Annotated in this window: 8 protein-coding genes; 4 read left to right on the top strand and 4 right to left on the bottom strand. The window is 58.9% G+C overall.

All coding sequences use genetic code 11. From position 1 onward, the window contains the following. Nucleotides 1–28 precede the first annotated feature (28 nt). The gene (locus tag WMO20_RS01800) at nucleotides 29–2,068 is read right to left on the bottom strand and encodes an FAD-binding protein (protein ID WP_349185653.1); all 2,040 of its coding nucleotides are present in this window, start codon (nucleotides 2,066–2,068) and stop codon (nucleotides 29–31) included. Between the two features lie 173 nt (nucleotides 2,069–2,241). Here WMO20_RS01800 and WMO20_RS01795 point away from each other — a divergent pair, with 173 nt between their 5' ends. Then, entirely contained in the window at nucleotides 2,242–3,165 is a 924-nt protein-coding gene (locus tag WMO20_RS01795; protein ID WP_349185652.1) for a LysR family transcriptional regulator, read from the top strand. Between the two features lie 194 nt (nucleotides 3,166–3,359). Here the strand turns inward: WMO20_RS01795 and WMO20_RS01790 are convergent, their stop codons facing one another. Genes WMO20_RS01790 through WMO20_RS01780 form a run of 3 tightly spaced genes read right to left on the bottom strand, consistent with a single transcriptional unit; the run spans nucleotide 3,360 to nucleotide 7,963 of the window. Further along, nucleotides 3,360–5,171 carry an ABC transporter ATP-binding protein gene (locus WMO20_RS01790; RefSeq protein WP_349185651.1) on the bottom strand — a complete coding sequence of 604 codons (1,812 nt, stop codon included), beginning with the start codon at nucleotides 5,169–5,171 and terminating at the stop codon, nucleotides 3,360–3,362. Nucleotide 5,172: 1 nt separating this feature from the next. After that, nucleotides 5,173–7,470: an ABC transporter ATP-binding protein gene (locus WMO20_RS01785; protein ID WP_349185650.1), complete on the bottom strand. Its 2,298-nt coding sequence runs from the start codon at nucleotides 7,468–7,470 to the stop codon at nucleotides 5,173–5,175. After that, a complete protein-coding gene (locus WMO20_RS01780; RefSeq protein WP_242983173.1) occupies nucleotides 7,454–7,963 on the bottom strand; it encodes a MarR family winged helix-turn-helix transcriptional regulator in 510 nt (169 codons plus the stop codon). The genes WMO20_RS01785 and WMO20_RS01780 overlap by 17 nt, the downstream gene beginning before the upstream one ends. A 221-nt stretch (nucleotides 7,964–8,184) precedes the next feature. Here WMO20_RS01780 and WMO20_RS01775 point away from each other — a divergent pair, with 221 nt between their 5' ends. From WMO20_RS01775 to WMO20_RS01765, 3 genes are all read left to right on the top strand, one after another. After that, nucleotides 8,185–9,165 carry a Na/Pi cotransporter family protein gene (locus WMO20_RS01775; RefSeq protein WP_349185649.1) on the top strand — a complete coding sequence of 327 codons (981 nt, stop codon included), beginning with the start codon at nucleotides 8,185–8,187 and terminating at the stop codon, nucleotides 9,163–9,165. A 61-nt stretch (nucleotides 9,166–9,226) separates the two neighbouring features. Further along, nucleotides 9,227–9,883 (top strand): sortase, encoded by a 657-nt coding sequence (locus tag WMO20_RS01770; RefSeq protein ID WP_112090304.1) that lies wholly within the window; start codon nucleotides 9,227–9,229, stop codon nucleotides 9,881–9,883. Between the two features lie 867 nt (nucleotides 9,884–10,750). Next, a complete protein-coding gene (locus WMO20_RS01765) occupies nucleotides 10,751–12,529 on the top strand; it encodes a Na/Pi cotransporter family protein (protein ID WP_005923318.1) in 1,779 nt (592 codons plus the stop codon). The last annotated feature ends 40 nt before the right edge of the window (nucleotides 12,530–12,569 follow it).

Below are 12,569 nucleotides of genomic sequence, written 5' to 3'. Positions count from 1 at the left end.
TTAGAGTATGCAGGAAAAACGCGCTTTATCAGGCGTTTTCCAGACCGGCCATCTGCTTGATGGCCTTCATGGCGAAGGTCAGGGTACGGCCCATAGCCACACCGGCCATCAGGCAGGGGTAGTTGTTGGCAAAGAAGCTGCCGGACATATCGCCGGTGATGTACAGACCCTCCATGGGCTGGTTGTTGGTGTCCAGAGCCTGACCCTTTTCGTTGATGGCGATGCCCTGCTCAGTGGTCAGCAGGGAAGCACCCAGCCAGCAGCCGTAGAAGGGCGCGGTGCGAATGGCGCTCAGGCGGTAAGCGGGCTTGCCGAAGTCCTCATCGTTCTGCTTATCGTACAGCTCATTGTAGCGCTCCACGGTAGCAAGGAAGGTATCCTTGGCAGCGCCGGTAAAGCCCATCTTGTCGGCCAGCTCGTCCAGAGTATCGCACTTGAACAGTGCACCGGCCTCGATAGCCTCGTCCATCTTACCCTGAATGTACTTCTCACCGCCGTTGCGGGTCTGGGCAGAGCAGCCGATGGTGTGGAAACGCTTTGCGTCCTCCAAAATGTTGGCATCGCAGATCTGTGCGTAGACGCGGCCCGGCTGGTGGGCGGCAGCGTAGACGATATCGTTGTAGGGGCAGCTCTCGTTGGCAAAACGCTCGCCGTTGCGGTTCACCTTCAGGAAGGGCTGGGTGCCGGGATTATACTGGCGGATCTTGCCGGGGAAAGCCTTGCCGCCAAAGGCGGAGTCGCTGTCCACATAACCGGCATCCACACCGGGGGCAACAATGCCGCGGTCAAACAGCATGGGAGCGGCTTCCTTGTCCAGATTAGCGCCTGCCCACACTGCTGCACGGATGCCGTAGCCCTTGTCGGCGGGGGAGTAGGAGCAGGCGGTGGTCACGCTGGTGCCCAGCGGATCCAGCTGCTCCATCATGTAGGGGTTGCCGGGGAAGCCGCCGCAGGCCAGCAGCACGCCCTGATTGGCGTTGTAGCGGATGAAGTGATCATCCTCGGTGCTCTGGGCGATGATGCCGGTAATGCGGCCATCGCTGTTCTTTTCCAGCTTTGCCAGACTGGTCTTGAAGTCCACATCGTAGCCCAGCTCCTGAATGTACTGCAGCAGCAGCTCATTGCGGGGTGTGCCGGAAGCACTCTCGCTGGCCATGTAGTTGTGCTCCTGCACAGGGTAGAGGTAGTCGGTGTTGTGCTCGGCATTCTCTGCGGGCCATGCAGCCTCGCTGCCGGAGGTGAAATCGCACACCCAGCCGTACTTATCCTCCAGAATGCTGCGCATAAAGTCGTGCATGGCAGCAGATTCGTTGATCCAGGTCTTGACAACGCGCTGGTCGCACTTGCCGGAGGCGTAGCGGGAGATCTCGCTCAGCAGCTTTGCCTTATCGGTGGCGGGTTCGCCAGCCTCCTTAGCGGCAGCAGAATCAACAGCGCCGTACCAGTGACGGGTGTCCTGCACGTTGGCGTTCTGCTCGATAACACGGAAGTTCAGACCGTTGGCAGCAGCATAGGCGGCAGCAAACATACCGCCGTTGCCAGCGCCCACGATCAGGATGTCGGTGTCCACGGTCTCGGTGATGGCGGTCTCGTCGATATCGGGCTCGGTACCCAGCCAGTCGTTTGCATCGCCGGTGGGCAGCTGCACGCTGGAGACCACGGCCTCGCCCTTGGCCTGTGCGTAGCAACTCTTGGCGGCCTTCATCACGGCATCGGAGGTGATGGTGGAGCCGGAAACGCCGTCGATCTCGGCAGAACCGGCAGCCAGCAGCTGCTCGCGCAGCTCATCGGCAGCGGCAGCGCCGAAGGAAGCGGTCTCGCCGGAGGTGTCCACCACCACATCGGTCACAGCGCTGTCGGAGAAGGTCATGGTGACCTTGACGGTGGAGGAGATGCCCTCGGCAGTGCCTTCGTAGGTGCCGGGAATGTACTGACCGGCAGCACCGGAAGTGGAAGCGGAAGCAGAGCCGGAGGCGGCATTGCAGGCAGCCAGAGCACCGGCGGTCACACCGCTCATGGCGGCAGCAGCGGCAATCTTGATAAAGCCCTTACGGGAGATCTTGTTCATAGGTACGCTCTCTTTCTTTTTATTCTTCTTTGTGTTCCTTCTTATCCTGCAGCAAGGTGAAAGGTACTTTGCTGAATCCTTAACAATTGTATCGTAGTAGGGTGCTGTTTACAATTCATATTTTTTATATTATAATTTAGGATAACCTAATGTATCGCGGGAGGGAGAAACGCATGAACGAGAGCGCACTGGAAGGCTTTGTAAAGATCGTGGAACTGAACAGCTTTTCTGCGGCGGCAGAGGCGCTGTATCTCTCCCAGTCGGCACTTTCGCAGCAGATCCGCACGCTGGAAGGGCAATTGCAGTTCGAGCTGTTCCAGCATGTGCCCCGCCGGGTGGTGCTGACCCCGGCAGGGCGGGATTTTTACCCCAAGGCAAAGCAGCTGGTAGCCCTGTATCAGCAGGCGGTGCGCCATGCCCGCGCGGTGCAGCAGCAGGAAAACCCGCCGGAAAGACATCTGATCATCGCAGGGTGTCATGAGGCAATGCGGATGTTCGCATACGACCTGTTTTCCCTGACGAGTGACTTGTGCCTGCGGTATACCCCCATTCTGGGGTGGTGTGCCAACCGCAGCGAGGTTTGGCGCAGCCTGAAAAAAGGGGAGATGGATCTTTCCTTCCAACTGGAAAGCGCAGAATTTTACGCACAGGGGCTTACCTTTGTGCCGCTGCTTTATGTGCCGGAGCTTTGCATCCCCATCCACCCGCCCGCCGATATGCCAGTGGGCAGGCTGACTTTAGAGCAGGCATTGCAGTACCGCTGGCTGCTTATCAAGGAGATGTACCAGACCGTTTACGAGACAAGTCTGGTGCAGGAGGGGCTGGAACGCGGGGTGAGCTTTACGCCGGTGGGCGGCATCCGCAGTGCAGCCTACGGCGACCCGGCGCTCAAGATGGTCCCGGCGGTCTATTACCGCAGACCCGACCTCAGCTTTGTACGGGTACTGGACTGGGGCAGTGGACACCGGTTTGGCATCGTGCTGGGGCAAAAGCGCGAGGACCCGGTGGTAATGGCTTATGTCCGAGCCTTGCAGCAACAGCTGCCGTCCCTCTCAGAAAAGCTGTTCGGCTTGAAGCTGGAACCGGTGGAGGAATAAAAAAACGGAAACCCTCTCAGGCGCATTCGCGCCAGCTCTCCCGAGGGGAGAGCCCTATTGCAGCTGACCGACTCCCCCTCTCGGGGGAGCTGGCATCGCGCAGCGATGACTGAGAGGGTAAAACAAAATAGCACCTGCTGCCTTAAAAAGGCGACAGGTGCTATTTTTGCAGTTATATTGCGATAACAGGTGCTTTAATCCACCACGTCCTCGAACTGGCTGTTGTACAGATCGGCGTAGAAGCCGCCGGCTTCAATCAGCTGGTCGTGGGTGCCCTGCTCCACAATGTCGCCGTCCCGCATCACAAGGATGAGGTCGGCGTCCCGGATGGTGGAAAGGCGGTGGGCAATAACAAAGCTGGTGCGGCCCTCCATCAGACGATCCATAGCGGTCTGGATACGCTGTTCGGTGCGGGTATCCACGCTGCTGGTAGCCTCGTCCAAAATCAGGATGCGGTTATCTGCCAGAATGGTGCGGGCGATGGTAAGCAGCTGCTTCTGTCCCTGACTGACGTTGGAGGCGTCCTCGTTCAGCTCCATCTGGTAGCCGCCGGGCAGGGTGCGGATAAAGTGGTCGGCGTTGGCAGCCTTTGCGGCGGCAATCACCTCTTCATCGGTGGCGTCCAGCCGACCGTAACGGATGTTCTCCATGATGGTGCCCTTGAACAGCCATGTGTCCTGCAGCACCATGCCAAAACCTTCGCGCAGGGCGCTGCGGTCAAAGTCCCGCACATCGTGGCCGTTCAGGGTGATGGAACCGGAATCCACATCGTAGAAGCGCATCAGCAGCTTGACCATAGTGGTCTTGCCCGCGCCGGTGGGGCCTACAATGGCTACCTTCTGGCCGGGCTGCACCGTGCAGCTGAAATCGTGGATAACGGTCTTGTCCGGGGTGTAGCCGAAGCGCACATGGTCAAAGGTGACCTGTCCGTCAATGTCGGCGGGGTCGGCGCGGTGGGCGGGGTCTGCCAGCTGCTCTTCCTCCGGCTCGTTCAAAAACTCGAACACCCGCTCGGCAGCAGCGGCCATGCTTTGCAGCATATTGGACACCTGCGAAAGCTGCTGGATGGGCTGGGTGAAGTTTTTGACGTACTGGATAAAGGCCTGAATATCACCGATGGTGATAACGCCGTTTGCGGCAAAAATGCTGCCCACGATAGCCACTGCCACATAGCCCAGGTTGCCCACAAAGTTCATGATGGGCATCATCAGGCCGGAGAGGAACTGGCTCTTCCATGCGGATTCGTACAGCTTATCGTTGGCGGCGTTGAAGTCTGCCAGCACCACGGCCTCCCGGTTGAAGGCCTTGACTACGTTGTGACCGGCGTAAATCTCCTCGACCTGACCGTTGACCACGCCCAGCGTGGCCTGCTGCGCTTTGAAGTACTTCTGGCTGAACTTGACCACCACCAGCACCAGCGCCAGCGACACCGGCAGGATCAGCAGGGCGATCAGGGTCATGCGGGGGCTGATGGAGAGCATCATCACCAGCACACCGATCATGGTGGTCACGCTGGTGATCAGCTGGGTGATGCTCTGGTTCAGGCTCTGTCCCAGCGTGTCCACATCGTTGGTGATGCGGGAGAGCACCTCGCCCACGGTGCGCTTTTCAAAGTACGCCAGCGGCAGGCGGTTGATCTTTTCGCTGATCTGGCGGCGGAAGTCGTAGCAGACCTTCTGGGAAAGGCCGGTCATCAGCCAGCCCTGAATAAAGCTGAAAGCGCTGCTCAGCAGGTACATCCCCAGCAAAAACAGCAGGATGCGGCCGATATACACAAAATCGATGCTGCCGGTGCCGCGCAGCCGGGCGATCCAGCCGGTGGCAAGGGCGGTGGTGGCCTTTGCCAGCACCTTGGGGCCTGCAATGTTGAAGATGGTGGACAGAACAGCAAACAGCATGGCTGCCGCAAGGGGCAGCTTGTAGTGGCTCATGGTGCGGATGAGCTGCCGCAGCGTGCCTTTAAAGTCCTTGGCGCGCTCGGTGGTGGGACGTCCGGGTCTGGGCATATCACTCACCCTCCTTTTCCGTATTCAAGGTATCCAGCGCCAGCTCTTTCTGGCTCAGCTGGCTGCGGGCGATCTCCTGATATTCCGGGCAGCTGACCATCAGCTGGGCGTGGGTGCCCTTGCCCACCAGCCTGCCCTCGTCCAGTACAAGGATCTGGTTTGCGTGCAGCACGGTGGAGATGCGCTGTGCCACAATGATCACAGTGGCGTTGTCGGTCTGTGCCTTCAGGGCGCGGCGCAGGGTTACATCGGTCTTGTAGTCCAGTGCCGAGAAGCTGTCGTCAAACAGATAGACCTTGGGGTCCTTGGCAATTGCCCGGGCAATGGAAAGCCGCTGCTTCTGGCCGCCCGATACGTTGGAGCCGCCCTGTGCGATGGGGCTTTGGTAGCCCTCCGGCTTTGCTTCAATAAAATCAGTGGCCTGCGCAATGGCAGCAGCTTTTTGTACCTGCGCATCGGTGATATCTTCGCCGCCGAATTTCAGGTTGCTCTCAATGGTGCCGCTGAACAGCACACCCTTCTGGGGCACATAGCCCAGCAGGTCGTGCAGCTGTGCCTGCGGCATCTCGCGCACATCGATGCCGTCCACGGTCACCTTGCCGCCGGTCACATCGTAAAAGCGGGGGATGAGGTTGAGCAGGGTGGACTTGCCGCAGCCGGTGGAGCCGATGATGGCGGTAGTCTCGCCGGGCTTTGCGGTAAAACTGATGTGCTCCAGTGCATCGCTGTCTGCACCGGGGTAACGGAAGCTCACATCCTCGAACTGCACCACGCCCTGCCAGTCGGTGTGTGCCTGTGCGGCCTTTGCGGCGGCTTTGTCCGGGTCGTGGATGGTGGCTTTGGTGCGGATGACCTCGTCGATACGATCCGCAGCCACACCGGCGCGGGGCAGCATGACGGCCACCATCGCCAGCATCAGGAAGGACATGACGATCTGCATGGTGTAGGTGATAAAGGCGATCATCTCGCCCACCTGCATGGTGCCGGCATCCATGGCCTTGCCGCCGAACCAGACGATGAGCAGGCTGGTACCGTTCATGATCAGGGTCATAAAGGGCATCATGGCCACCATGGCGCGGTTGGTGAACAGCTGGGTGCCCATCAGCTCCCGGTTGGCCTTGTCAAAGCGCTGCTCCTCAAACTTTTCGCGGCTGAAGGCGCGCACCGGCATGATGCCGGTCAAAATTTCGCGGCTGACCAGATTCAGCCGGTCCACCAGCTGCTGCATCACCTTGAATTTGGGCATGGCAACGCTCATCAGGAAAATGATGAGCAACAGCAGGATGGCCACGTCCAGCACCACGATCCAGGAAAGGCCGGAGCTGCTGCCCACAACGTGCAGCACACCGCCAATGCCCAGAATGGGCGCATAGGCCACCATGCGCAGCAGGATGACGCAGACGAACTGCACCTGCTGGATATCGTTGGTGGTGCGGGTGATGAGGGAGGCGGTGGAGAAGTTCTCGATCTCTGCATTGGAGAAGCCGATGACGCTGGAGAAGGTCTCCCGGCGCAGGTCGCGGCCGATGGCGGCAGATACCCGGGAGGCAAGGAAGCCTACGGCCACAGCCACGGCTACCATCAGCAGAGTAAGGGCAAGCATCTGGCCGCCCACCCGGAACAGGTAACCCATCTGCACATTCCGTGCAACGCCCTGTGCCTCGTATTCCAGCTGCACCAGCAGCAAAGACTGGCTTTTCAGGTTTTCCAGCAGGGTGCTGTCCAGCTGGCTCATGGCACTGTCCAGCTGCTTTTGCAGCATACTGCGGTCAAAACCGGGCATCTGGCTCATGGCGGCAAACTGGCTGCATACCGTATCCAGATCTGCTGCCGTGGGGGTAACGGTCTCGGTGTCGGTGTCCGCAGCGGCAGAGGGCATCTCGGCAAGGCCGGTCATGCCAATGCTGCTTTGCCCGGCGGGGGTGTTGGCGGCCTGTGCGGCAGCCATATACAGCACGATGTCCGGGGTGGTCACGGCATCTTCCAGTGCGATGCGCTCATCCTCGGTCAGGTCAGAGCGCAGCTGCAGCACGCCATCGTCCTGCAGGTAGTACTGGTAGGCGTTTTGCAGCTTTTGTGCATCCTCTTCGCTCATCAGCAGGCTCAGCGTGTCCAGCGTGCTCTGGCGCACCGTCTGGGGCAGGGGACTTTCAATGCCGCCCTGCTGGATGCCGGTGTCCACGATCTTGCTGGTGTAGTCCGGCAGTGCAAGGTCACAGTACGCCTGCACGAACAGCAGCGCGAACACCACAAGGCAGACCGCCCAGTGTCGGGCCAGCTGCTTAAAGATCTTTGTCATGGTTCGTTTCTCCCTTCGGGTCAATGTTGCGCGCGGCATTTTCCGCAAGAATGGCATCCATCAGCGCGCCGCGCAGCGCGTCCATCTGGGCTACCTGCTCCGGCTCTAACCGTGCCAGCACGCTGGCAAAGTAGTCGCGCAGAGCCTGCTCACACTGGTGGCACAGCTCATACCCCTTGGGGGTGACGCGCACCAGCGTTTTGCGGCGGTCGGCGGGGTCTGGCTCCCGCACCACGGTGCCGTCCTGCTCCATCAGCCGCAGCCCGCGCGAGACCGCCGGCAGCGGCTGTCGGATCTCCCGGGCAAGGTCAGAGACATAAATGGCACCGTCCTTTCCGTGGCAGTTGATGGAATGCAGCAGGCCTTCCAGCATATTAAAATGGCATTTGGGGCAATCAGCCAGCGCCGCCCGTATCCCGGCCTTGGATGCCTTGCTCAGCTGCCCGATATAGTGGCACATCCCCTGAAAGCTGGGGGTGCTTGGCTCGGACATAACAGTTCCTCCTCATTTGCATTTCTTAATACTTAACAGCTGTTAAATATTAACGCTTGATAAGAATATTCCTTTTGCAGCCGGATTGCAAGAGAATGGGGAAATATTAAACAAAAATTCACAAAAAACTTGTAGGCTTTGTCAATGCGCAAACCGGCTCTCGCTGCATAGAAATAAAGGACAGGCAGAAACGGAGGGTGCGGATGGAGCAGGGATTCCAAGTGTTGTTACAGGTATTCGGCGGATTGGCGCTGTTTTTATACGGGACGGACAGCCTGTGTCGGGCGGTGCAGCAGGGAGCGGGCAGGCGTCTGCGCGGCCTGCTGGCGCGGTGCACCGCAAACCCGGCGGCGGGGCTGCTGACCGGGGCGGCGGTCACGGCGGTGCTGCAAAGCAGCTCGGCGGTCACGGTCATGGTCATTGCTTTTCTGGCAGCGGGGCTGCTGCAGCTGCGGCAGGCGGTGCCGGTGGTGTTCGGGGCGAATATCGGTACAACGGTCACAGCACAGCTGCTGGCGTTCCGGGTGGAAAGCTGGCGGTATCTGCTGCTGTTTTGCGGGGTGCTGCTCTGTCTGGCCTGCAAAAACTGGCGGGGCCGCTGCGTGGGCGAGGCGGTGTTCGGCTTTGGGCTGCTGTTCGAGGGCGTCACGGTGATGCGCAGCGCCATGGAGCCGCTGCTGCAAAGCCCGTTGCTCCGGTTGGAGCTTGCCCGGGTGCAGCAAAGCCCTTTGCATGGGCTTCTGGCGGGCGTCTGCATGACACTGACAGTACAAAGCAGCTCTGCCACGGTGGCGCTGCTGCAAAGCATGGCGGCGCAGCCCGGGGTGGACGGCGTGCACAGCCTGCTGGGGATGACCGCTGCCATTCCCATTCTGCTGGGGGATAACATTGGCACCACCGTTACGGCGGTGCTTGCCGCCATCGGGCAGGGAAGAGACGCCAAGCGGGTGGCGGCAGCCCACGCCATCTTCAACCTGAGCGGCGCGGCGGTGTGCTGCGCACTGCTGCAGCCCTTTGCGGCGCTGGTGCGGCTGTGCTCGCCCACGGGGGCAGAGTGTGCCGTGATCGCCCGGCAGATCGCTAACGCCCACACCCTGTTCAACGGGCTGTGTGCACTGGTCTGGCTGCCCCTGACCGGGCAGATGGTGCGGCTGGTCTGCGCGCTGCTGCCCGATAAAAATCGCCCGAAAGAACGGTTGTAAACCGGAGCGGGGAATGGTATACTGAAGCAGACGGATACTATTATATAAAGGATGGAATGCAATGAAACGGAAAATCGGCAGGCTGTGCATGGTGCTGGGTGCGGTGCTGATCTTGAGCGCCGCCGGGCTGCTGGGTTACAACCGGTGGGATGCCGCCCGGGCAGAAAAGGCTTCGCAGGAAGTATTGGGCGAGCTGGAGCAGACCATGCAAAAGACCATTACGGAGCACCGGCAGGAAAACGAGACCGCAGCCCCGCAGCCGGTGCTGGACCCGGCGCAGGAGATGACCACCGTAGAGGTGGAGGGGCATGACTACATCGGGGTGCTTTCCATCCCGGCGGCAGGGCTGGAACTGCCGGTGATGGCACAGTGGAGCTACGCCGGGCTGAAGGTCGCCCCCGGACGGTACAGCGGCACTACCTATGCCGATGATCTGGTGCTCTGCGGCCACAACTACGCAAAGCATTTCAGTCCCATCAAGTGGCTGGCGATCGGCAGCCCGGTCTACTTTACGGATGCGGATGGTCTGCGCTGGAGCTACGAGGTGGAGAGCGTGGAGACTTTGCACCCCACCCAGATCGAGGAGATGACCACCGCCACCGAGACAGACAGCTGGGATCTGACCCTGTTCACCTGCACCTCCGGCGGCAACGCCCGGTATGCGGTGCGCTGTGTGCGGACGGGCTACCCCGTCCGGGTGACGGATGCGGCAGAGTGATGCCATCTTTTGCGGGGCGGGACGATTTGGAATGCCCGCCGCGTGTGCTTTGGGCATGATCAGCGGAAAATATATTTTTATCGCAATTTTCAAAAATAGTGCCAATCAAAACGGCAGCTTTGCGATATGCAGTTTGCGGATGTTGCTTGTGCATTAAAAACGCAAACTGCTATAATTTCGGGATAGCGGAGCGTCTGCGGACGATCCGCTATCCTATTTTCACGGGAGGGGGTCGTGACGGAAAACGGCAGCTCCGGCGCCTGTTTCCTGCGGAAATGCGGCGCTGCGGAGGGGAACTGCCAAAGCCCCGATTTCCGAGGGGGTGGCTGCGGACAGGGGGGAGCAGACCGTGGAGTATCATCCGATTTTTGCGCAAAAAGTCTGCAAAAACATTTGAAAGTCCTTTTTATAGTATCCTTATTGTGCGATACTGTGTTCACCGGGGAAGTCCCGGGAATAAAACAGACACACAGGAGGGAAACACCATGAAGGATTTTGAGTTGCGTTATGTGGGCAGTCATGTGGAGGTATACACCGGCAGTGGTGTATTCCTGTTTTCGGCCGATACGGTGCGCGAGGCCATGGAAGAACTGGCCGGTTAAGCGGAGGCATACCGCATCCGAGATGGTATAATGTAAAATGTATGTAAAATAACGGAAAGCTTTTTGTTTGCCACCCGGAAATATGTTGCGGAATGTGTGAAAAAAGTAATTTTCGTGTAAAATAAACCTTGTTGAGACGCCCCCTTTGATGGTATAATAAAAATAAGCGGCTGCCGGAACAGGGCAAGTGCTGTGCACGTGCAAGGTTTCGGCAGCTGTGTGCTGTAAAGGATAAAAAGGGAAGTTTCATATTAGGAGTATCGTTATGGATATCACACACATTACCTCTCTGCTGGGCGGCGTTGCGCTGTTCTTGTACGGTATGTCCATCATGGGCGCCGGACTGGAAAAGCTGGCAGGCGGCAAGATGCAGGGCGTATTGCAAAAGCTTACCTCCTCTACCATCAAGGGCGTGATCTTCGGCACACTGATCACCGGCGTCATCCAGTCGTCGGCTGGTACGGTGGTTATTTGTGTTGGTCTGGTCAACTCCGGTATCATGACACTGACGCAGTCGGTAGGCGTGATCATGGGTGCAAATATTGGTACTACGGTAACAGGTCAGTTGATCCGCATGGCGGATATCTCAGGCGACAGCCTGTGGCTGACCTTGATCCAGCCCAAGACCTTTGCCCCCGTGGTGGCGTTTATTGGCTGCATTTTTTATGTGTTCCTCCGCAATGCCAAAAAGAAGAACATCGGCCAGATCATGCTGGGCTTCGGTATCCTGTTTACCGGCATGAGCCTGATGGATACCGGCGTGGCACCCCTGCGGGAGAGCGCAGTCTTTCAGAATCTGTTCGTCACCATGACCAACCCCATTCTGGGTGTTCTGGTGGGCGTGGTGGTCACCGTGATCATCCAGTCCTCCTCCGCCTCCGTGGGTATTTTGCAGGCACTGTCCAGCACAGGGCTTGTCACCTTCAGCTCTGCCATTCCTATCATTCTGGGTGCGCATATCGGTACGGCGTTCACCCCGCTGCTCACCATCGGCGGCTCCTCCAAGGATGGTAAGCGGGCAGCGCTCATCCACCTGTACTTCAATGTCATCGGCAGTGTTATTCTGCTGGCACTGATCTATGCGGTGCAGTTCACCATCGGCATCCCCATGTGGGGCGATGTGATGAACAAGAGCTCCATTGCAAACATCCATACCATGTCCAGTGTATGCGCTATGCTGCTGTTCCTGCCTTGCAGCGGGGTGCTGAGCCGCTTGGCGATGCTCACAGTGCCCAGCAGCGTGGAGGAAGCACAGGAACTGAGTATGCCGGTGCTGGACGAGCGTCTGTACAAGAGCCCGGCTGTGGCTCTGCAGCAGGCTAAGAACGCGGTGATCAAGATGTCCCGCCGTGCCGCCCGCAATGTGGGTCTGGCCGCGCCGCTGCTTTTGAAGATGGACGAGGAGACCGTGAGCGCCATCAAGGTGCGCGAGAACCTGATCGACCGTATGGAGGTGGAGATCACCAACTACCTGATCAAACTGACCGATCAGGAGCTGGGCGATGACGAGAGCCACGCGGTGACCGAGCTGCTGAACTTTGTCACCGAGTTCGAGCGCATCGGTGACTATGCCGTGAACATCATGGAAAAGGCTGAGGAACTGTACGACAAGGAAGCCAGCTTCAGCGAGAGCGCCAAAAAGGAACTGCAACTGCTGGACGCCGCATTGGAGCGCATTCTGGTTCTGACGGACGAGGCCTTTGAAAACGATGATACCCAGAAGGCTGCACAGGTGGAGCCGCTGGAAGAGATCATTGATGTGATGGTGGAGCGCCTGCGCGACCAGCACATCCGCCGTCTGAAGGACGGCATTTGCTCCATCGACACCGGCGTGGTGTTCCTCGATGTGCTGAACAACGCCGAGCGTATCTCCGACCACTGCTCCAACATCGCAGTGCGCATGGTGGGCATGGAGGCCGGCGATGATTACGACTCCCACACCCTGAAAAGCATTATGCACCACAACCCCAGCAAGGACTATATGCTGGAATACGAGCAGTGCCGCAAGGAATACCTTGTGCCGCTGGAAGAAATGGAAGCTTGAATCCTATAAATGCAATAGGCCGCTGCACATCGTGCAGCGG

The organism is Faecalibacterium intestinale, assembly GCF_040096575.1.
GTDB lineage: Bacteria > Bacillota > Clostridia > Oscillospirales > Ruminococcaceae > Faecalibacterium > Faecalibacterium intestinale.
This window is presented reverse-complemented; position numbering and strand designations above follow the sequence as displayed.

Coding starts and splice junctions, on each gene's coding strand:
- WMO20_RS01800 (WP_349185653.1), bottom strand. CDS start 2,068: ATGAACAAGATCTCCCGTAAGGGCTTTATCAAGATTGCCGCTGCTGCC.
- WMO20_RS01770 (WP_112090304.1), top strand. CDS start 9,227: ATGAAACGGAAAATCGGCAGGCTGTGCATGGTGCTGGGTGCGGTGCTG.
- WMO20_RS01790 (WP_349185651.1), bottom strand. CDS start 5,171: ATGCCCAGACCCGGACGTCCCACCACCGAGCGCGCCAAGGACTTTAAA.
- WMO20_RS01795 (WP_349185652.1), top strand. CDS start 2,242: ATGAACGAGAGCGCACTGGAAGGCTTTGTAAAGATCGTGGAACTGAAC.
- WMO20_RS01780 (WP_242983173.1), bottom strand. CDS start 7,963: ATGTCCGAGCCAAGCACCCCCAGCTTTCAGGGGATGTGCCACTATATC.
- WMO20_RS01785 (WP_349185650.1), bottom strand. CDS start 7,470: ATGACAAAGATCTTTAAGCAGCTGGCCCGACACTGGGCGGTCTGCCTT.
- WMO20_RS01765 (WP_005923318.1), top strand. CDS start 10,751: ATGGATATCACACACATTACCTCTCTGCTGGGCGGCGTTGCGCTGTTC.